21 protein-coding genes are annotated in these 21,725 nt (G+C 47.8%); 19 read left to right on the top strand and 2 right to left on the bottom strand.

Annotated features, from left to right (window positions below):
- The first annotated feature begins 36 nt into the window (after window positions 1–36).
- From MHI52_RS21760 to MHI52_RS21750, 3 genes are all read left to right on the top strand, one after another.
- A complete protein-coding gene (locus MHI52_RS21760) occupies window positions 37–1,221 on the top strand; it encodes an exonuclease SbcCD subunit D (protein ID WP_405157612.1) in 1,185 nt (394 codons plus the stop codon).
- On the top strand, window positions 1,218–4,637 hold the full coding sequence (locus MHI52_RS21755) for an AAA family ATPase (RefSeq protein WP_405157611.1): 3,420 nt from the start codon (window positions 1,218–1,220) through the stop codon (window positions 4,635–4,637). The genes MHI52_RS21760 and MHI52_RS21755 overlap by 4 nt, the downstream gene beginning before the upstream one ends.
- A gap of 426 nt (window positions 4,638–5,063) precedes the next feature.
- Entirely contained in the window at window positions 5,064–5,408 is a 345-nt protein-coding gene (locus MHI52_RS21750) for a hypothetical protein (RefSeq protein ID WP_405157610.1), read from the top strand.
- Between the two features lie 773 nt (window positions 5,409–6,181).
- Here the strand turns inward: MHI52_RS21750 and MHI52_RS21745 are convergent.
- On the bottom strand, window positions 6,182–7,315 hold the full coding sequence (locus MHI52_RS21745) for a bifunctional cystathionine gamma-lyase/homocysteine desulfhydrase (protein WP_339283525.1): 1,134 nt from the start codon (window positions 7,313–7,315) through the stop codon (window positions 6,182–6,184).
- A 1-nt stretch (window position 7,316) separates the two neighbouring features.
- The gene (locus tag MHI52_RS21740) at window positions 7,317–8,267 is read right to left on the bottom strand and encodes a PLP-dependent cysteine synthase family protein (protein ID WP_405157609.1); all 951 of its coding nucleotides are present in this window, start codon (window positions 8,265–8,267) and stop codon (window positions 7,317–7,319) included.
- A 220-nt stretch (window positions 8,268–8,487) separates the two neighbouring features.
- Here MHI52_RS21740 and MHI52_RS21735 point away from each other — a divergent pair, with 220 nt between their 5' ends.
- From MHI52_RS21735 to recO, 16 genes are all read left to right on the top strand, one after another.
- Window positions 8,488–8,847: a histidine triad nucleotide-binding protein gene (locus MHI52_RS21735; protein ID WP_024628477.1), complete on the top strand. Its 360-nt coding sequence runs from the start codon at window positions 8,488–8,490 to the stop codon at window positions 8,845–8,847.
- 232 nt (window positions 8,848–9,079) lie between these two features.
- Complete coding sequence (gene rpsU, locus MHI52_RS21730; protein WP_005547957.1) at window positions 9,080–9,253, top strand: 30S ribosomal protein S21; 174 nt, start codon at window positions 9,080–9,082, stop codon at window positions 9,251–9,253.
- Between the two features lie 15 nt (window positions 9,254–9,268).
- Window positions 9,269–9,712, top strand: coding sequence for a GatB/YqeY domain-containing protein (locus MHI52_RS21725; protein ID WP_017687237.1), 444 nt, complete (start codon window positions 9,269–9,271; stop codon window positions 9,710–9,712).
- Between the two features lie 282 nt (window positions 9,713–9,994).
- Window positions 9,995–11,317 (top strand): nodulation protein NfeD, encoded by a 1,323-nt coding sequence (locus MHI52_RS21720; RefSeq protein ID WP_051450046.1) that lies wholly within the window; start codon window positions 9,995–9,997, stop codon window positions 11,315–11,317.
- Window positions 11,318–11,476: 159 nt separating this feature from the next.
- Window positions 11,477–12,487, top strand: a complete 1,011-nt coding sequence (gene floA / locus MHI52_RS21715) for a flotillin-like protein FloA (protein ID WP_036615045.1) — start codon at window positions 11,477–11,479, stop codon at window positions 12,485–12,487.
- A 13-nt stretch (window positions 12,488–12,500) separates the two neighbouring features.
- On the top strand, window positions 12,501–13,100 hold the full coding sequence (locus tag MHI52_RS21710) for a hypothetical protein (RefSeq protein WP_076318858.1): 600 nt from the start codon (window positions 12,501–12,503) through the stop codon (window positions 13,098–13,100).
- A 180-nt stretch (window positions 13,101–13,280) separates the two neighbouring features.
- A complete protein-coding gene (gene yqfC / locus MHI52_RS21705; RefSeq protein ID WP_017687241.1) occupies window positions 13,281–13,574 on the top strand; it encodes a sporulation protein YqfC in 294 nt (97 codons plus the stop codon).
- Window positions 13,571–14,764 (top strand): sporulation protein YqfD, encoded by a 1,194-nt coding sequence (yqfD, locus tag MHI52_RS21700; RefSeq protein ID WP_282320716.1) that lies wholly within the window; start codon window positions 13,571–13,573, stop codon window positions 14,762–14,764. The genes yqfC and yqfD overlap by 4 nt, the downstream gene beginning before the upstream one ends.
- A gap of 6 nt (window positions 14,765–14,770) precedes the next feature.
- Window positions 14,771–15,742 (top strand): PhoH family protein, encoded by a 972-nt coding sequence (locus tag MHI52_RS21695; RefSeq protein WP_017687243.1) that lies wholly within the window; start codon window positions 14,771–14,773, stop codon window positions 15,740–15,742.
- A 16-nt stretch (window positions 15,743–15,758) separates the two neighbouring features.
- A complete protein-coding gene (locus MHI52_RS21690; protein WP_036615038.1) occupies window positions 15,759–18,008 on the top strand; it encodes an HD family phosphohydrolase in 2,250 nt (749 codons plus the stop codon).
- 113 nt (window positions 18,009–18,121) lie between these two features.
- Window positions 18,122–18,619 (top strand): rRNA maturation RNase YbeY, encoded by a 498-nt coding sequence (ybeY, locus tag MHI52_RS21685; protein ID WP_036615036.1) that lies wholly within the window; start codon window positions 18,122–18,124, stop codon window positions 18,617–18,619.
- Entirely contained in the window at window positions 18,619–18,990 is a 372-nt protein-coding gene (locus MHI52_RS21680; RefSeq protein ID WP_017687246.1) for a diacylglycerol kinase family protein, read from the top strand. The genes ybeY and MHI52_RS21680 overlap by 1 nt, the downstream gene beginning before the upstream one ends.
- Before the next feature lie 257 nt (window positions 18,991–19,247).
- Window positions 19,248–19,661, top strand: coding sequence for a cytidine deaminase (locus MHI52_RS21675; RefSeq protein WP_036615035.1), 414 nt, complete (start codon window positions 19,248–19,250; stop codon window positions 19,659–19,661).
- A gap of 37 nt (window positions 19,662–19,698) precedes the next feature.
- Window positions 19,699–20,598 (top strand): GTPase Era, encoded by a 900-nt coding sequence (gene era, locus MHI52_RS21670; RefSeq protein ID WP_047843779.1) that lies wholly within the window; start codon window positions 19,699–19,701, stop codon window positions 20,596–20,598.
- Window positions 20,599–20,702: 104 nt separating this feature from the next.
- Window positions 20,703–20,843, top strand: coding sequence for a YqzL family protein (locus tag MHI52_RS21665; RefSeq protein WP_074095877.1), 141 nt, complete (start codon window positions 20,703–20,705; stop codon window positions 20,841–20,843).
- Between the two features lie 33 nt (window positions 20,844–20,876).
- Entirely contained in the window at window positions 20,877–21,629 is a 753-nt protein-coding gene (gene recO, locus MHI52_RS21660) for a DNA repair protein RecO (protein ID WP_405157608.1), read from the top strand.
- The last annotated feature ends 96 nt before the right edge of the window (window positions 21,630–21,725 follow it).

Below are 21,725 nucleotides of genomic sequence, written 5' to 3'. Positions count from 1 at the left end.
CCATGTATCTCACATGGGAGAGGGGTGGAACGGACGATGCGTATTTTGCATACAGGGGACTGGCATTTGGGAAAAACGCTGGAAGGACGAAGCCGACTGCGTGAACAGGAAGATTTCGTTGATGAACTCGTCAGGGTCGCTGATGAGCAGCAGGCAGATGCCATATTGATGGCCGGAGATGTGTATGATTCGGTGAATCCTCCCGCAGCGGCGGAACAGCTTTTTTATGAAGCGGCAGCACGTCTGACGGAGCATGGAAGACCTCTCGTGGTAATTGCAGGGAATCATGATCAGCCAGAACGTGTAGCTTCTGTGACTCCACTTGTGAACAGACAGGGCATTACACTCGTAGGGATGCCTACTTCAGAAGCGGTAACCATCTATGCGAAGCGAACCGGTGAGACTGCACATATAGCCGCATTACCTTATCCTTCTGAAGCCAGATTGAATGAATTGCTGACCACGGATGGGGATGAAAATGTGCTTCGTCAGGCATACAGTCACCGGGTGGGTATGTTAATGCAGCGTCTGGCAGCTTCTTTTCGCCCGGATACCGTGAACTTGGCCATGAGCCATATCTATGTACTCGGCGGACTTGAGAGTGATTCGGAACGTCCGATTCAGATCGGTGGGGCCTACACGGTGGACCCTTCATCTTTATCGACTGGTGCGCAATACACGGCGCTTGGGCATCTTCATCGTGCACAGGCTGTCAAAGGTGACGGGGTGATTCGATATAGCGGTTCTCCTCTCGCCTACAGCTTCTCGGAAGCAGGGCAGAGCAAGTCTGTCACGATGGTTGATCTGGCGCCGGGTGGAGCAGCACAGGTAGAAGAAGTTTTGTTAACCTCCGGGCGTCCGCTTGTGCGTTGGCAGGCGCGTGGTGGTCTGGCAGAAGTATATCGCTGGCTGGATGAGGGACGTGATCCGCAGGCTTTTATCGACATGGAAGTGTGGCTGGACGAGGCGATGTCCCTGAAGGAGATTCAGCAGCTGCGAAAATCACATGAAGGTATCATCCATATTCGCCCGGTGTATCCCGAGATGGCTGCAGCAGGACTTTTGGAACAACGATCCGAGCTGCCGGTCCACGAACTGTTCCGTAAATTTTATCAGCGTCAGACCGGTGGTGCACAACCGGAAGACAGCCTGGTACAGCTTTTCCTGGAACTTGTGGATGAAGACGAGCCGGGTGCGCGTGAGGAGGTCGAGGAAAGATGAAGCCGATTTTATTAAAAGTTGCCGGACTGCAAAGTTATCGGGAGATGCAGGAGATTGATTTTACCGTGCTGACGGAGACGGGACTATTCGGTATTTTCGGTCCAACGGGTAGTGGTAAATCTTCTTTGCTCGATGCCATCACACTCGCCATGTACGGAAAAGTGGAACGCGCGGTGAACGGGACACAAGGCATTATGAATCATGCAGAGGATTCGTTGTCGGTTGCTTTTACATTTGAACTGATGTCGGCGGAAGGCACTCGAAGGTTCCGGGTAGAGCGACGTTTCAAACGAAATAATGAAGTTTCGGTGAGTAATACGATCAGCAAATTCATAGAGACGGTTAATGGCGAAGAACAGGTACTTGCCGACAAATTGGCAGATGTGAATCGCTGTGTTGAAGATGTGATCGGTTTGAAGATGGATGATTTTACACGGGCAGTGGTGCTTCCGCAAGGAAAGTTTGCCGAGTTTTTGTCACTCAAAGGCAGTGAACGTCGCCAGATGCTGCAACGATTATTCCATCTGGAGAAGTATGGGGACCAGTTGGCCATCAAATTAAGTCGGCGGGTCAAGGATAATGATATGGTTCACCAATCTCTTGCTGCGGAGCAACAGGGACTGGGCAATGCTAGTAAGGAGACGTTGGAAGAAACGAAACGGCTTCTTCAAACCGCTGTTCAGCAGTCTGAATTGTCCCGAAAAGCGCTGGATGTAGCTGCAAAGGAAGCTGAACAACTGGGCAAAATTCGTGAGTTAAGTCACGAACGGCAGGCCCGGACGGATGAACAGCAGAAGCTGAAAGCACTGGAACCACAGATAGAGGCAGGCGAACAGCGGCTGAAACAATCCGTTGCGGCAGATGCAATACTGCCTGCGTTGCAGACGGTTCGAGATGCCACGGCTACACAGAAGCAGCGGCAGGATACCGCCGAGACAGCTCATCAGCAAGCACTGGAACATGAGCGTCTGGCTGTTCAGGAAGCGGAGAAGGCTGAGACGGCACGTAAGCAAATGACTGAGGAAGAACCGAAACTTTTGCTGCGCCTGGAGCAACTCGAACAAGCAAAAGAGCTGCAACGTGAACGGGACGGACTTCAAGCCGATTGCTCGCGCCTCGCGCAGTTGCTGGAACAGGGGCAGAGCGAACAAACTGCGCTGGGACAGCAGCTTGAGAAAGAAAAGGAACTGCAACAGCGCGGACGCAAACGGCGAGAGGAACTACAGGAGAGCCTCAAGCCAAATGAAGTGAAGTCAGAGGAACGCAGGCAACTTCAAGCTGCGCTTGAACTGAAACATCGTGTGGATACTGCTGCGGAGCAGTTGCAGCAAAACAAGGCTGACATGCAAGCTTATAAGCAGTCGGCAGAACAGGGAGCCGACAAGCTGAAGGCGGCGGCTGAGGAAGAAACACGCCTGAGTGATCAGCGTCAGCATCTGGTAGAACAGGCGTCAGCAGGTCTTGAGGCCTTGCTTGCCTGTGAGCAGGACATTAGCCGCGAACAGAGCCTGCTGGCTCTTGCGGAGGAACAGCTGCGTGGCACGATGCGCGAGCAGGAGCTGCACCGGCTGTCCTCCGCCTTGCGCGCCGAGCTGCGTGACGGCGAGCCATGCCCGGTGTGCGGCTCGCCGCATCACCCGCTCCCGGCTGCGCCGCCGGGAGAAGGTCCGCACGCAGGCGACGCGGACCTGGAACTGCTGCGCAGCCTGCACGCGGAGCTGCAGGAGCTGCGCTTTGGGCTGCGCCAGCAGCTGCACGAACGTCGCAGCCTGCTGACGCAGCTTGGCGCTGCGGCCGGCGAAGCTCCTGCCGCAGCCGAGGCCGCGCCTGCGGCAGCGGAGCCCGAGCCCGCCGGGTCGCCCGAACACGGGCGCTCCCCGGCAGGCTGGGCATCGCGTGCCGCTGCGCTGCGCGAAGCCGCGCAGGCGCTGGCTGCCGCAGCAGCGCCGCTCCAGGCCGAAGCCGCCGCGTTGCAGCAGGCGGCTGTGGGCGCGCAGCAGCGCCGCATGGAAGCGGCAGCTGCGCAAGAGGCCGGCCGTGCCGGGCTCGCCCAGGCGGAGCGCAAGCTGGCCGAGAGCGAGGCCGCAGCGGCTACTTTGCAGAGCCGCTGGGCCGCGGAACTGCCGGGCATCGCTCAGGAGGAGGCCAAGGCCCTCTATCAGGCGATGCAGGAGCGCGATGCGCGCGCCGAAGACATCAAGGAACGTCTGAACAAAAGCGTGACGTTCCTTGAGGAAAAAGACCAGATCATCCAATCTCTCCAGCAGAAGCTGGTGGAATTGGATAAACAACTGATTCAGTGGCAAACGGAGTGGCAGGGCAATAGCAAACAGCTGGCCGAGAAGGAAGAACGCTTGCGCCAGTGGGTTGGGGAGCAACGGGTAGAAGATCTGATTACTGCGGCTCAGGCTCGTCTGGATGGACTGCGGAAAACAGCTTCGGACTCGGCACAACGCTTCAAAGAAGCGGACACACTGAAGCAGGAATCAGCGAAGAAAGACGTTATGGCTCAGCAGGCAGCTACCTCGGCTACAGAACATCTGCAACAAGCACAGGAACGGTGGAAGCAATTGCTGGAACAATCTCCGTTTGACTCGGATGATGCAGTTGTATCCGCGGCAATTCCTTCACAGGAAGCAGAGCGACTGGCAGGGGAGATCCAGCAGCACCGTGAACGTGAGCGTGAACTGGCATCCCAGTTGCGTGAATTGGAACAAAAGCTGGGTGGTGCTGTCGTATCAGAGGAACAGTGGTTAGCCTGCACCGAACGTTTGCAGCAGGTCCGAATTGAGGACGAGGCTGCCCTTCGTGCCAAAGCACGTGCAGAACGTGATCTGGAGGATGTGGAGCAGCGACATGTTCGCTGGACCGAACTGGAGAACAAGCGGGTGGAGGTAAGCCGTCAAGGTGAGCTGCTCAGCAAATTGCAATCCGCGTTCAGAGGCAATGCTTTTGTCGAGTATATTGCCGAAGAACAACTGATGCAGGTTAGTCATGCGGCATCTCAGCGTCTGCGTTTCCTGACCAAACAACGTTATTCACTGGAGGTGGATTCCGGTGGTGGTTTTGTAATCTGTGATGATGCCAACGGGGGAGTCAAACGACCGGTATCAACGTTGTCAGGTGGCGAGACGTTTTTGACTTCGTTGTCACTGGCCTTGGCACTGTCGGCCCAGATTCAGCTGCGAGGTCAGTACCCACTTCAATTCTTCTTCCTGGATGAAGGATTTGGTACACTTGACCCTGAACTGTTGGATACCGTCATTACGTCTCTGGAAAAATTGCATGACGATCGATTGGCTGTTGGTGTCATCAGTCACGTGCCTGAACTGCGTGCACGCTTGCCGCGCAAACTTGTGGTGATTCCGGCAGGTGAGGCCGGAAACGGCTCACGTGTGGTCTTGGAGACTCTGTAGAGGGCAATGTGTAAGCAATATAGATCATAGAAGTGCCTCTAATAGTCCAAGCAAAATGAATATTAGAGGTTGTTCAAAAAGTCCGCTTTTGATTACGAATGGTGCCTATTAAACACGCACTATTACGTAATATTATTTTTGTGAAAATATTTCTTTTCTTGCTTTTATAACTTAGCGGAGTGAGTTACATCACAGATACAGGTTCATCCCGCTGTTATACTACAGTTAAGCCGACAAACTTTATTTAAGTACCCCGGCGGACATCTGATCAGGACGTTTCCTGAATAGATGTCCGCGCAGCAGCCTTCCAAGGAAGCCGCTCACGGGGTGCTTCTTTTTTGTGTTTTTTCGTCAGTAGTGTCAATTCGCCCAGTTCTGAATACCATGAAAAGGTGATCAAGAGCAGAATCAGGGAGGCGTTGGCAAGTGGAAAAAGTGGAAGCGAAGAAAATATGTAAGGAACACATGCACCGTTATGTATGTGTACAGATGAATGACGGTATGCACTACGATGGTATTATGGAAAATGTGGATGATGAAATGATCTACCTGGCTGTTCCCGTTGGACCAGAAGCCATGGCGAATCATGCGAACTGGGCTCCAAATGCAATGCCTGGAGCAAACTATCCGATAGGTCATACTCGCGGATTTTATCCAGGTTACGGCTACCCTACGCCTTATCCGTATTATGGTTATGGCCGTAGACGTTTTAACCGACTGGTGCTCCCGTTATTTGCGCTTACAGCGTTAACCCTTTTACCGTATTATTGAAATTAGAAAAAACAGTCATAACTGCAAGTGACACATTCTTATGTACCCTATGGGCATCCTATGAAAATCCTCGAAAATAACTAGCTGAGGATGGATGTTTCATTCATGGTACCGTACAGCATGAATTAGAGAGGTCTTATCACATACAGAGTCTCAGCCTGATGTATCGCAACAGTCTTTGCAATACAACTGGCAACATACCGAATATCTAAAAAGGTCATGCCTGTGCAGAAGCGAACTTCTGTAAGGTATGACCTTTTTTTGAACCTAATTAGTGTAAGGTCGATGATGAACGGATGGCACATAACGTATATTCAAACTTGCTGAAAGCAGAACCTGACCTGAACGTGTCCGCAGCAGAGGCGTACCGCATCCTCTGAATTTGCGAGAACGTGCCTATGTGCAAGCTAACGATCAAGACACCGCATAGCTTTAATTCTCTATTCCATAAAAAGCTTCGCTTCGTGTGGAATCGATGCTGTTCTCTTACCCGCGGTTGGAGGAGCGGAGCATGATGTGAGCGCTGACGAATCTGAGGCATCTTATTCAAGGCTTTGAAGCGCCCTCAGAATTTTAAGGAATCTGATACACGTTATAACCGGATAAACAGCCGTTTTTAGCATTTTTTTGAGGGTGTTTTGGGAAATAACGTGCCTGCTGATCCTTATAATTTCAAATGAGAGCCTGAACGCCAAATAAGACTTCCTGTGTTCCTTAGAAAATCGTCGACTACCCATTCGCGAGTATCGGCCAGCATGGACTTCAAAATGCCCTCAACTTAATGCAGATTTCAAATCCTCAAGTAAATCCTCAACATCCTCGATCCCAACGGAGATACGAATCAAACCATCCGTGATCCCCAATTCTTGCCGACGTTCATAAGGAATGGAGGCATGCGTCATTCGGGCAGGGACAGAAATTAAACTTTCCACCGCGCCCAGACTTTCAGCCAATGTGAAATAACGGACTTTGCTTAACACGTCATCTACTTTTTCAGCACTGCCTACATCAAAGGAAACCATACCGCCATAACCTCTCGCTTGCGTGGAAGCAAGCTTATGCTGTGGATGGTCGGGCAACCCGGGATAATAGACTTTGCTTACTGCTGGATGTTGATTCAAAAATGTCACAAGCTGCTCTGTATTGCGTTCTTGCGCTTCCATCCGTAATCCCAATGTTTTAAGACCTCGCATTAATAGCCAGGAATCCATAGGGCCCAGGACTGCGCCAATTGCATTTTGAATAAAATGCAGATCTTCACCAAGTTGCTCGCTGTTGACAACCGCAAGTCCTGCCACGACATCGCTATGACCGCCGATGTATTTCGTTGCAGAATGTAGTACAATATCCGCTCCCAGAGCCAGCGGGGTTTGCCAATAAGGCGTACTAAACGTGTTATCCACGATGAACATCAACTCATGTTGTTTTGACCATTTCGCTACAGCAGTAATATCGGTGACCTTGAGTAACGGATTGGTAGGTGTTTCTACATAAATGGCCTTTGTATTGGATTGCAAAGCCTTTTCCAGTGCTTGTGGTGAGGTAGTATCTACAAAGGTAGACTCGATCCCCAGACGACTCAGCACCTTGTTGAAAATGCGGTAAGTCCCGCCGTATACATCATCCGTCAGAATGACGTGATCTCCAGTTTTCAACAGAGATAGTACAGCGTGAATCGCAGCCATGCCCGAACTAAAAGCAAAACCTCGAACGCCATCCTCCAGCTCTTTAATGACTTCTTCCAACGCATGACGGGTAGGGTTGCCTGTTCGTGAATACTCGTATCCTTTGTGTACGCCAACCGATTCTTGCTCATACGTGCTTACTTGATAGATCGGTACACTCACTGCTCCAGTGTGTGGATCACCAACAATACCTGCATGAATCAGCTTGGTTTTTGGTCTCATTTCATTGTCCTCCATTATAGATATTTTGGCTTAAATACCGTTCGCTGCTATCCGGGAAAATAACAACGATGTTACTTCCGGGAGCTGCGTGAACAGCTTCGTTTAATGCGGCTTGCATAGCTGCACCTGAGGAACTTCCTACCAGTAAGCCTTCCAACAAGGCCAGATCCTTTACCCGCTCAAAGGCATCTTCATCTGAGATCGTATGAATGGCATCAAAGTAATTCACATCCATAAAAGAAGATAACGTTTCGACCCCTATTCCTTCTGTACGATGTGGTCCCGATGGACCTCCTGCGAGTATCGAACCTTCGGGTTCTACGATACATGTTTTAATTAACGGTTTTTGCTCCTTCAAATAGCGAGATACTCCCATGAAAGTTCCGCCAGACCCGGCTCCGGCGACATATACATCCACCTGCCCGTTCAGATCACGCCAAATCTCAGGACCCAGATGTTCATAATGTGCGAGTGGGTTATCTGCATTGGAGAACTGACCTGGAATATACGAACCCGGTATTTCTTTCGCCAGCGATTCCGCCTTGCGTATGGCACCAGTGATTCCTTCGGATGTGGGTGTGTTGACGACCGTAGCACCAAGGGCTTTCATCAACTGCTGCTTCTCAACACTGAACTTCTGAGGTACCGTGAAAATGACCTTTAAATTCAGGCCTACAGCCGCCATTGCAAGACCAATTCCTGTGTTGCCTGCAGTAGCTTCGATCACCGTTCCACCTGGTTTAACATCTCCTCGTGCCAAGGCCTTCTCCAATAAAAACTTGCCGATCCGGTCTTTCACACTTCCTCCGGGATTCATGAATTCCAGTTTGGCGAACAGGCGGATTCCTTCCGGTAATGGATAACGAGTTAATTCAAGCAGAGGTGTATTACCTATAAGTTCCTGCACATGTTGATAAACGGTCAAATTAACCAATCTCCTTTTGTCTGTCATTAACCATACATATTTGTTTAATTGGGAAAAGTGCTTGATAAAACCATATTTCGATAAAAGAGCTTGGTATACATCCAATGTTGTATAGTGTTCGGCTCGATGATAGATGGAGAGTTGACCTAGAATACCTGGTTGTGTGTCTAAAGATTGGACGTGGGTTTTTACTTTTAGTATGATAGAGGGGAATACATACACTGGAATACAAAGGAGGGTATGAACTATGGATTGCTTATTTTGCAAAATTGTAGAGGGCAGCATTCCCTCCAATAAAGTACTGGAGAATGACCATGTTATCGTTTTTCATGACATCCAGCCCGCTGCACCGACACATGTTCTTGTCATTCCGAAGAAACATATTGCTTCCATGAATGAAGTTACTGCAGAAGATCTGCCATTGATCGGCGAGATTCATCTGGCTGCTCAAGAAGCGGCGAAGCGTCTTGGCGTGGAGGAAACAGGATATCGATTAATCAACAATTGTGGTAAGGATGGAGAACAAACCGTTCATCATCTGCATTACCATTTGTTGGGTGGTACCAGACTTGGCGTGTTGACAAGTCTGTCCGATTCTCACAAATAAACGAGCTAATGGGTACTAATATTGAGGATTTAGTCATATGCATTAAATCCACGAATGTGTGACCAAATGCTTATATAATGAATCCATTTCATAATGCCTTTGAGTTATAAAATGGATTCAAATAAGTGATCATTACATTGAGGTTGACACCTTTATTATCTTTCGCCTATAATGTAAGATGATGAACCGTGTTATTGCTCTTGGACGGTCTGGTCGGAGGGAGGGAAAACTGGTGTCTGAAACTAAAGTTCGCAAAAACGAGACTATTGATGCTGCACTTCGTCGTTTTAAACGCTCCATCGCTAAAGATGGCGTATTGGCTGAGGTGAAGAAACGTAAGCATTATGAGAAGCCAAGCGTAAAGCGCAAGAAAAAGTCCGAGGCTGCTCGTAAGAGAAAGTTTTAGGAGGATTTTAATTACATGAATCTTAGCGAACGATTGAACGAAGATATGAAGCAAGCGATGAAGAGTAAGGACAAGTTCAGACTCTCCAACATTCGGTTGATTCGTTCGACGATCAAGAATCTTGAAATAGATTTGAAAAGAGATTTGGATGACAACGAAGTGCTTGATATCCTGAGTCGTGAAATCAAACAGCGCAAAGATGCCCTCCAAGAATTTGACAAAGCGGGCCGTGAAGATCTCGCGGCAAATGCAAAAGCGGAAATTGAAGTACTCATCCAGTACCTTCCCACACAGCTTACCGAAGAAGAAATTAAAGTTATTGTACAGCAGACCATCCAGGAAACCGGTGCTTCTTCGAAAGCCGAGATGGGGAAAGTCATGGCGGCCCTTATGCCGAAAGTTAAAGGCAAAGCGGACGGCAAACTGGTAAATCAAGCAGTTCAACAATTTCTGCAATAAAGCAAATCAATAAACACCTTCTGACTTGTCAGGAGGTGTTTTTTCCATTTATCAGAAGGCATGATGTCCTTGGGATGACGAAATTTCTTTTTAATGGTTAATATATATTATTATGGATTTTTATTCTTGCAATTGATTGAGTTTTCAAATATAATTTTAAGATTTTGAAACGAAATGTTGCATTGCACGTAATAAATACCATAAGCTGGACAGTATAACATTAATGGAAAAGGGGGGACTATTGTGAAGGGAAAGCGCCGGAAGAAGCTTACGGGGCCATTGATGCTCTTAATGCTGCTGACGCTGTTGCTTCCTGTCTGGATTGGATCACCGTCAGCGCATGCAGCTGAGAAGAGTGGCGCCGTATATATTATTCCGGTTGATAAACCAATCGAGCAGGGGCTTGGCAAATTCATGGAACGTGGGTTCAAGCAAGCAGAAGAGATGAATGCTGGTCTGATCGTTCTTGATATCAATACGCCGGGAGGCCGTGTCGACACTGCAGAAGCATTGGGTACCCTAATTAAGGACAGTCCAATCGAGACTGTTGCATTTGTCCGTGGAGATGCTGCTTCAGCAGGGAGTTTTCTGGCTCTGAATGCAGATAAGATCGTAATGTCACCAGGCAGTATGATTGGTGCGGCAGCAATGGTGGACAGTACGGGTAAACATGTTGATGATCCAAAGCTTGTTGCATTCTGGAAAAGCAAAATGCAGGGAGCGGCTGAAATCAGTGGTCGTGATGGCAAGATTGCAGCTGGAATGACGGATGTTAACATCGTTGTTGAAATGCCAGAGATCAATAAAACCAAGCAAAAAGGTGAAATTATTGCTCTCTCGGCTGAAGAAGCGCTGAAAGTTGGTTATGCCGACCACATCAGCAACACACCGGAAGAAGCGGCAGCTTGGCTCGGTTACAGTCAGGATGACGTATTTAAGGTAGAAAGAACGACAGCGGAGAATATCTCCTCTTTTCTTACCAATCCGGTTGTGATGACTGTGTTATTGTTCCTCGGAATCGCGGGTGTGATCATTGAATTGATTGTTCCTGGTTTTGGAGTTCCTGGTATTGTAGGTATCGTGTGTTTCGTGTTGTATTTCTCGGGTAATTACATTGCGGGATTTGCCGGAGCAGAGACATGGGTGCTATTTACCGTCGGACTCATCATGATGATTCTGGAGATGTTTATTCCGAGCTTTGGTATTCTGGGGATTTTGGGATCAATTGCGCTTGTGGCCGGTGTTGTAAGGGCTGCTTATGATACGAGTGATGCATTTGTATCTCTGGGTATTGCTTTTGGAGCAGCACTGGTAGTCATTGCGATCATCTCAATTATCTTTAAGGATCGAGGGATATGGAATCGGTTCATACTGAGTGACAGCATGTCTGCGGATCGGGGTTATTCATCAGCCACAGAACGTAAAGAGCTGGTTGGTCTGCAAGGAATCAGTCTGACACCGCTTCGTCCTTCCGGAACAGCGATGTTTGAAGGGGAACGAATTGACGTTGTGACCGACGGAGATTTTATTCCCATCGATACTCCGATTATTGTGATTAAAGCGGAAGGTACCCGGATTGTGGTTCAGCAAGCTTTGCCGGTGTAACTCGCTCTGTTGTCGAAGCGGATTAACGCTTCGGCAATGTACATAACCACATGCTGAAGCTGCCAGCGAGGTGGTGTATCTTTCATTTAGCAGCGGACTCATGAGTGTCTTCTCAAACATTTTTATCAAATTCAAATTGCAAATGGAGGAAATTAAACAATGGACACATCTATGATTACGATTTTGCTCATTGCGGTAGTAGGTATTATCGTATTGAGCGTATTCTTCAGCTTTTTCCCGGTTATGCTCTGGGTTTCAGCGATTGCATCCGGCGTACGCGTAAGTATTATTACACTGGTAGCGATGAGACTGAGACGTGTAACGCCTAGCCGTATCGTTAATCCAATGATTAAAGCAACTAAAGCTGGTCTTAAACTTTCAATGAACCAACTGGAAAGTCACTTCTTGGCCGGTGGTAACGTTGACCGTGTTGTGAACGCTCTGATTGCTGCACAACGTGCCAACATTCCACTCGAATTTGAACGTGCTGCTGCGATTGACCTCGCAGGTCGTGACGTATTACAAGCCGTACAGATGAGTGTTAACCCACGAGTTATCGAAACACCGATTGTCTCTGCGGTTGCCAAAGATGGTATTGAAGTTAAAGTTAGAGCACGGGTTACGGTTCGTGCCAATATTGACCGTCTCGTCGGTGGTGCTGGTGAAGAAACGATCATCGCCCGTGTTGGTGAAGGTATCGTAAGTACAAACGGTTCCTCCAATTCTCACAAAGACGTCCTGGAAAATCCGGATCTGATCTCCCGTACCGTATTGTCCAAAGGTTTGGATGCAGGTACTGCTTTTGAAATCCTGTCCATTGATATTGCTGACGTTGATGTAGGTAAGAACATTGGTGCCTTCTTGCAAACAGAGCAAGCAGAAGCTGACAAACGTATCGCTCAGGCAAAAGCGGAAGAGCGTCGCGCAATGGCCGTAGCCCAAGAGCAAGAGATGAAAGCACGCGTAGTGGAAATGAGAGCACGCGTTGTTGAATCCGAATCCCAAGTACCTTTGGCAATGGCTGAGGCACTTCGTAACGGTAAAATCGGTGTGATGGATTATATGAACCTGAAGAACATTGAAGCGGATACTCAAATGCGTAATACATTGGGAAAACCTGGTGAAGGTTCGAATTCCAACGATCAGGGTGATTCCAAAAACGGAAGATAGGCGGTGAGTGCATATGGGCCTATTTGAATGGATTTTTGATAATCTGTATATTGTGGCCGTCATCGGTTTTGCACTCTTCTCCTTCTTGGGGAAAGCTGCCAAATCGGCTGATCCGAACAAAAAGCGTCCTGCCAACGGGATGCCTACATTTGGAGGCAGTGGTGATTCAGGCCGGGATGAACGTTCAAGAGACAATTCATCTCCGCAGCAGTCTTCCGGACCTACAGACCCCCGCTATGATGAACAGTATGACGATCGGTATGATGACGTGCAATATGAGAATCAGTATGATGAGCCGTATTCGGAGCCTGCTGCATCTTCTCGCCCCGCAACTGACTACAGAAGTGAGGGCACGATGAGTGCCATGGCAAATTCACTTGAGGAACAGATGAGAGGCATGGAAGAACAGCAACGTTTGATCGAAGAACGCTTGAATCGCATCTCTTCTGCGAATCGGCCAGTTGTGTCTGATTCCAGTTGGGATGAGACCAGCAGCGATGGATCGGGAGCGTCTCCGCTTCGTCCGGCAGACATTCGCACAGGTGTCCTGTGGGCAGAAGTACTGGGTTCTCCTCGTTCCAAACAGCCGTTTGGTACAAGAGGGAAACTGTAAATAAGTTAAGTTGCTGGACGGAAATAAAGCCGTCTCTGGTGAGCATGAAGCCGCCGGAGACGGCTTTTTCTGTGTCCGACCCTTTTTTCTCAACATTCGTCCCTAACACGCCCCGGAATTTTCATAAATTCATGAATCTGCGCATAAGTTGAACTGTAGAGGAAGGGGGAAGACCTTCGAATGACCCGGATCAGCCGCAAGCTGCGCAGATGGACCAGTGAAGTGTTGGATCTGCCGCAGGATGTGCTTTATGATATGCCACGGTTAACCCTGATCGGCAGTAAGCAACTGTATATAGAGAATCATCGCGGTGTCATCCATTTCACGCCGGATCGTATCGTGTTGGCTCTTTCCCAAGGCCAGTTAGAGATCAAAGGAACTGCCTTGGTGATACGTAATATTTTGCCGGATGAAGTAGCTGTTGAAGGAACGATTCTGGATATTCATATGAATGGAGTGGAGGGGAACGGATGAAGCAGCCCAGTCTGTATAAACTGCGGGGAGCAGTCCGAATCACGGTCACTGGGGGAGACATTGAAACATTAATCAACACGGTGGCAGAGCAGGGACTGGAAGTTTGGAACCTGCGTGCTCACGATGGACGCGTGGCAGAGATGAACATTCTGCTGCCGCATTTTTTCAGGTTGCGTCCTGTGTTGAAACGGACAGGCTGCAGGGTGAAAGTAACCCATCGCAGCGGTTTCCCCTTTTTTGCGGCCCGTTTATTGCGGAGGAAGTTCTTTCTTGGGGGTATGCTGTTTTTTGTGGCAGCTTTGTTTGCGTTGTCGTCCATGGTATGGAGTGTGGAGGTCAAGGGTAACGTCACCATTCCCACCGACGAGGTGCTTGCAGCAGCGAAGAAAGAGGGCATATATCCTTTGCAATGGGGGTTCCGTCTGCAAAGCCAAGACAAGCTCTCCAGGCAGCTTGCACTCGCTCTGCCGGATGTAACCTGGATTGGCGTGAGCAAAGAGGGGACAACCATTACCATTCAGGTCGTAGAATCTGCCCAACCAAAGCGCGAACCATTACTGAACCCCAGACATCTGATCAGTAAGTCAGATGCTGTAGTCACTCAAATCTATGCGGAGCAGGGACGCCCTGTTGTTCAGAAGGACATGCGTGTCAAAAAGGGTCAGGTATTGATCTCGGGGATTCTCGGAGATGAGGAGAACACCAAAACCATCGTTGCCAAAGGCGAAGTTCGTGGTCTGGTATGGCGTGAGTATCAGGTAGAGGTTCCGCTGGTGCAAAAACATAATACAATGACAGGTGAGAGCAAAGAACGTTTTTACATGGTGCTGGGGAATTGGGCGATTCAACTGTGGGGGTACGGAAGTACACCTTTCAGTTCATTTGATACCGAGAGTAATCATAAACCATTAACGTGGCGATCCTTTACACTTCCCATGGGTTGGCTGACAGAGAAAGATCTGGAGACCCGAGAGCATGAGCAACAACAGACGATAGAATGGGCCAGAACGAAAGGATTGGAAGGAGCAAGGAACGATATTATCGCCAAAAACGGCAAAGGAACAAAAATTATAAGTGAAAAAATTTTGCATGAGAAGAAAGAGAATGGTAAAGTTTATATGAAAGTCTTATTTGAAGTAGAAGAAAGCATTGCGGAAGAACTTCCGCTAGTCCATAGTCAAGGAGAATGAGGATATTTGTCAGAGCAAACACGCAGCATACAAATCTCCCTCCAGAGTGCGGGAGAGGGCCAATCTCTTTTTGGACCCCAAGATACTTTTCTTAAACTGATTGAATCCGAGATTCCCGCCCAGATTGCATCCCGTGAAGCGGAGATTGTGATTTTTGGCAACGCACAGCAGGTGGAATCGCTTGAACAATTATTTGATGTGTTACTGCAATTGATACGCAATGGATATGTGTTAACCGAGAGAGATGTGAAGTATGCGATTGAACTTGCCAAGGATATGCGGGCAGACCAGCTATTGGATCTGTTCAAGGGCGAGATTACAACGACATACCGAGGTAAACCAATCCGTGTTAAAACCATTGGACAGAAGCACTATGTAACTACAATTAAAAAACGTGATATTGTATTTGGCATTGGTCCTGCTGGTACGGGTAAAACCTACCTTGCTGTTGTACTGGCTGTTGCCGCAATTAAAGAAGGCAGCGTCAAACGCATTGTACTCACACGGCCTGCTGTTGAAGCGGGAGAGAGTCTTGGATTTTTGCCAGGTGATCTTCAAGAGAAGGTAGACCCTTATCTGAGACCGCTGTACGATGCCCTGTATGACGTTATGGGACAGGAACAGACCGCGAAGGCACTGGAGCGAGGGTTAATCGAAATCGCGCCACTCGCCTACATGCGGGGGCGTACGCTGGATGACTCCTTCATCATTCTGGATGAAGCACAGAACACAACGCCGGAACAGATGAAGATGTTTCTAACCCGTCTTGGTTTTGGCTCCAAAATGGTCATCACCGGAGACGTGACACAGATTGATTTACCGCGTGGTAAGAAATCCGGGCTTGTGGAAGCGAATACGATCTTGAATGAAGTTAACGAGATTGGATTTGTCTATTTTGCCGAGCAAGATGTTGTACGGCATTCCCTTGTCCAGAAAATTATCGTGGCTTACAACCACGCCGCAGAAAATCAAGCATAGAAAGGGATTGTCTAAAGTGACCTCGAAGGAACCGTCAAAAGGCAAATCTTTTCAGAATAAGGCTACAGGATGGAAGTATAGCGTGTGGGCACGCTATCTTCTGTTTTTGTTTCTGGTGATTCTTTTCTACGTCAGTCTGGCTTCCAAACTGCTCCCTGAGCGCTATGATATTCAGGAAGGGACACGGAGTGAAGTGGACATTGCTGCGCCCATGCAGATTCCGAATAACAAGGCCACACTCAAAGCACAGGAAGAAGCTGCTGAACGGGTACAGCCGATATTTCAGATTGTCCAGTTGCGAAACGAAAATTTGATGACTACCCTGCTTGATCGTGTAGATCGATTAAATCAGGATGATCAGATTTCAAGTCAGGATAAGATTGATATTTATCGGGATGAAATTCCACAGCGCCAGAAGGATTTTGTGACCAACTATATCAATAATAATCGGAAAGCCGGTACATACTCCGAGACTCTTTTGGAAGAAATCAGAAATGTGGTACAGGAGCAAAGCTACCGTATTCCCGAAGAAACTTACATCAAAATCTCACGTCTGACATCGGATGATATCCAGGAGATGAAGCCGGTTGCGAGGGATATTGTTGCCCGGTTAATGACGGATCAGATCAGCGATGCAACCACTGCTCGTGCCAAAGTAGCCGAGATGGTGAGTGTCAGCTCTCTTGGTAAGCGTACGCAACGTGAGGTCGTGCAAGAGCTTGCTCGCCTTGTGGTGACCGCGAACCGCTTCTACGATGAAGAGGGAACTAAGGAAGCCAAAGTACAGGCGCGTGAGAACACGCAAACCGTCTTTATCAAGCAAGGGGACACATTAGTTGCCAAGGGTGAGATGATCACCCCGGAGATGTATACTTTGCTGGGTGAGAATGATTTGCTGAAAAATGAAGTGAACTACTGGCCGCAGCTTGGACTTCTTATGTTTTCCTGCCTGTTGTCAGCAGCCATTCTGATGTATATTCAGCAAGGCAGCGGAACACATTTTAAGTATAATAATGCCCAGCTGTTGATGCTTGTTCTCATTTTTATTATTACGATTGTGGTTATGCATGTGACGGCGATTATCCAGACCAATGAGAGGTCTTATGTTGGCTTCCTTGCACCTGTTGCGGTAGGAGCGATGTTAATTGCCTTGTTACTGGATACCTCGCTTGCCTTTGTATGTTCGATTTTGATCGGTATGTTGTCCAGCATTATTTTGAATACACATCAGGGTCAACTTTTTGACTTCGAACTAGGTTTCTTTGCTGTATTGGTTTCATTTGTTGCGATCTTCGCAACTCATAAGGCTAGCCAGCGATCAACGATCCTGAAAGGGGCCATTATGGTCTGTCTGTTCGGGTCCATAGCCGTCTTCACCTTGGCTTTGATTGACTCGGGCGATTGGAACCGAACCACGACACTGTATGGTGTTGGGTTTGCATTTGCTGGTGGCGTACTGACTGCCATTCTGGTTATTGGGCTGATGCCATTTTTTGAAACTTCATTTGGCATTTTGTCAGCGCTCAAACTGGTAGAACTATCTAATCCGAACCATCCGCTTCTTCGCAAGTTGCTGACGGAGACACCGGGTACCTATCATCACAGCGTTATGGTAGGAAATCTGTCCGAAGCAGCAGCAGAAGCCATAGGAGCTAACGGATTGCTCTGCAGAGTCGGTTCGTATTATCATGATATTGGCAAGACGAAGCGCCCCATCTATTTTATTGAAAATCAGAACAATATGGAGAATCCACATGATTCAATTGATCCGAAACTGAGCAAATCCATTATCGTTGCCCATGCGCGCGATGGGGTGGAAATGCAGAAGGATTATAAGTTGCCCAGACCTATTCGGGATATTGCTGAACAGCATCACGGCACGACATTTCTCCACTATTTCTATCACAAAGCACTGCGCCAGGCGGAAGAAGCAGGCGTTGAGCCTGATTTCACGGAAGAAGATTTCCGTTACCCTGGGCCGAAGGCTCAGTCCAAGGAATCGGCTATTGTTGGCATTGCTGATAGTGTAGAGGCTGCTGTGAGATCTTTGCGCAAACCGACAGTGGAGCAAGTGGAGTCCATGATTGAGAAGATTATTAAAGGACGATTGGACGATCATCAATTTAATGATTGTGACCTTACGATGCGTGAACTGGATATCGTCGCTAGAACATTGAAGGAAACGGTGATGGGTATCTTCCACTCCAGGATAGAATATCCGGAGGAGATCAAGAAACCAAAGCCAACTTCACCCGAAGCAGGCTAATTTAATAATAGTTCGTGTTCAAAAAGGTTGGTTTTCAGTACCGAGAAGATGGGATGAAGCTAGTAAGGCTTTTTGAACAACCTCTAATATGAGCAGACAGGAGTTATGAAAGAATGAGTCTTAATCTGGCATGGAATAATGAACAACAGGATAAAGAAATTACAGACCCGATGATTGCAATGCTGGAACAGTTGCTGAATCTCGCCGGAGAAGCGGAAGGTGTTGCAGACGGGGAAGTGGCTCTGACTTTTGTAAACGATGAGCAGATCCATGAGTTGAACCGTGATTATCGCGGTATTGATCGTCCTACGGATGTACTGTCTTTTGCGATGAACGAAACGGTGGATGAAGAGCTCGATATTATCTATGAGCTGGACGAAGATGAAGAAATGGAAGAAATGCCGGATGTTCTTGGAGACATCATCATTTCCGTACCACGGACCATCCTGCAAAGTGAAGAGTATGGACACTCATTTGAACGTGAACTTGGTTTTCTGTTTGTCCATGGTTTCTTGCATCTGCTCGGATACGACCATCAGGATGAAGCAAGTGAGGCTGAAATGATGGGCAAACAAGAAGCGGTATTGGCCCAGGCCGGGTTGACACGATAATGAAAAGACGCTCCTGGGGTCTGGTATTCCGCAATGCTGCGGAAGGAATCGCATATGGGTTGCGGACTCAGCGTAATGTGAGAGTTCACACGGGAGTGGCTATTTTGATGTGTGTAGCCGGCTTTTTTTTCAGAATCTCAAGAACGGATTGGATGTTTGTGCTGACCGCTGTCTTTTTGGTCCTGGTGACTGAATTGATGAACACGGCTGTAGAGGCAGCGGTTGACTTGGCACACCCCCATATCCATCCGCTGGCAAAAGCGGCAAAGGATACCGCGGCCGGGGCAGTTCTGCTGGCTGCGGTATTCGCCGTCATCATCGGTTGTATCGTTTTCATTAAGCCGGTGATGAGCTGGCTAGGTTTGTACTGATTTTGTTTTAACCTTGTTTTGATTTGATTTTAATACTACACACTAATATAAATTTACTTGATGCAAACACGATAACGGAGAGGTCAGAAAAAACCTGAAGAAACGGAGTGTGCGCCTTTATCCCCGGATTTTCCCTTATTAAAAGGGATCAAAAAAATCTGGGGATAACAGCGCTCGGAAGGTTGTTCTGACAGCGGAGTGTCCAGTGTAAATGCACTAGTTTGATTTTATATTGCACCCTAAGGGAGAGATTATTAATGGATAACGGTTTGTTAATGCAAGAAGCAATTAAGGCACGTACGAAGGCGTATACGCCTTACTCCCATTTTGGTGTTGGCGCGGCTTTGCTTGACAGTGAAGGTCATGTGCATCATGGTTGTAATATTGAGAATGCTGCGTATACACCAGGTAACTGTGCTGAACGTACAGCGATGTTTAGTGCCATTGCAGGTGGGCAGAAGCCTCGCAGCTTCACAGCGATTGCCATTGTGGGAGACACGGATGGTCCGATTGCTCCATGTGGCGTATGTCGTCAGGTCATGTACGAACTGTGTGAACCTGATATGAAAGTCATCTTGGGGAACTTGAAAGGTGATCTGCAAGAGACCACCGTTGCTGAACTGTTACCTTGGGCTTTTGGGCCTTCTGATCTGAATTCTGCCAAAAAATAAACCAATATTCCAGGCCTAGGCGCCTGAGGAGGAACATATGAAAAAACAAGCATTTAAATCCGGTTTTGTAGCCATTATTGGACGTCCAAACGTAGGTAAATCGACACTGATGAACCAAGTGATCGGACAGAAAATTGCGATTATGTCGGACAAGCCACAAACCACACGTAATAAAATTCATGGTGTGTATACATCCGAACATCAGCAAATCGTATTCCTGGACACACCGGGTATTCACAAACGTCAATCCAAACTTGGCGATTACATGAACCAGACTGCTCTGAATACGCTCGGAGAAGTAGAAGCAGCACTGTTCCTGATTGACGCTTCAGAGGGTTTGGGTGGTGGTGATCGTTATATTGCGGAACAGTTGAAAAATATCCGTACACCTGTCATTCTTGTCATGAATAAAATTGACAAAATTGAGCCGGAAGCGCTGCTGCCACTCATTGAGACGTATCGCAAGCTTCACGATTTCGCTGAAATCGTTCCTGTCTCTGCCATGCTTGGCAGCAATGTCAGCACGTTGCTGGAACAGCTCGGTAAGTATTTGCCAGAAGGTCCACAGTACTATCCTGATGACCAAGTTACTGACCATCCGGAGCAGTTTGTATGTGCCGAGTTGATTCGTGAAAAAATTCTGCAAATGACTCGTGAAGAAGTGCCTCACTCCATTGCTGTAACGATCGAAGATATGAAAGTACAGGATAATGGTGTCGTTTATATCTCAGCCGTCATTTTTGTGGAACGGGATTCCCAAAAAGGGATCATTATCGGCAAGCAAGGTGCCCTTCTGAAAGAAGTGGGTAAACGAGCTCGACACGACATTCAGAATTTGCTTGGCTCCAAAATTTTCATGGACCTATGGGTTAAAGTGAAAAAAGATTGGAGAAATCAGGATCGGGTTCTGCGTGACCTTGGCTTTGGCCGTGACTGATCGTCGGAATTGTATCCAGTAATTGCAACACATAGTTTACCTTGCAAGACTCCATCCTATTTGGTAGATGCAGACGTCATTTCCGAAGAGAGGATGAAATTCCGATGCGAGATTTTTCGTGGAAGGTTTTTGCGATGACGGGGGATGTGGAGTCCTATTTGTTATATACCGAGGCGTGTAACTCGTTAGGACAGGAGTCGGATAATGCAAGGGAAGTGATTGAAGATGAAGAAGCCGAAGGATAACTGGCTGATTCGGGAATGGTTAGGTGACGAGGCATGCTATACAGGGTGGAAGGGATTGTCATCCGCAGCATGGACTACGGCGAAGGGAACAAAATCATTACACTTTGCACCGAAAGCGGCGGGAAAGTAGGGGTACTCGTCCGCGGTGCCAAAAAGCCCAAGAGCCGACATGCTGCACTGGTGCAGCCGTTTACGTATGGTCAATATGTATATTTTCGCAATACAGGTCTAGGCACACTGAACGCTGGAGAAATTGTTGAATCCTATCATGAGTTGCGTGAAGATCTTATCAAGGCCTCTTATGCCTCTTATGCGTGTGAACTATTGGATCGGGTGCTTCAGGATGAAGAGACAGGTACATTTTGGTTCAAGCAGTTAAAGGCGTGTTTGCAGGCGTTGAAGGAAGAGAAAGATCCGGTTGTAATTACAAGTCTGTACGAAATGAAAATATTACAGGCATCCGGATATGGTCCACAGTTCGATGAGTGCATCTCCTGCAACCAGGAGCGACCAAATGAGCAGTTGTTTATAAGTCCCAGACTTGGTGGCGTCTTGTGTCGAGCATGCAAACACTTTGATCCTCCAGCGATGTCAGTTAGTCCAAAGGCTCTGAAGTTGTTGCGTTTGTTCGCACAGTTGGATCTGCAGCGCTTGGGGAATATATCAGTGAGTGAATCTACCCGTGATGAGATCAAAAAGTTGATGCGTGCCTTTATGGATCATCAGCTTGGTCTGAATCTTAAATCCCGTTCTTTCCTCGATCAGATGGAGAAGTACGGGATTTGAGGCGTTTTGGTGGAAGTGAAACTATATCTTGACTTTATACTAGATTTTATATATTATGAAATATAATTTCTCTTTATGAGACATGCATTGAACGAG

Source organism: Paenibacillus sp. FSL H8-0283 (assembly GCF_045040675.1).
Taxonomy (GTDB): Bacteria; Bacillota; Bacilli; order Paenibacillales; family Paenibacillaceae; genus Paenibacillus; species Paenibacillus amylolyticus.
The sequence above is the reverse complement of the archived record's forward strand: the minus strand, read 5'-3'. Positions and strand labels throughout refer to the sequence as shown.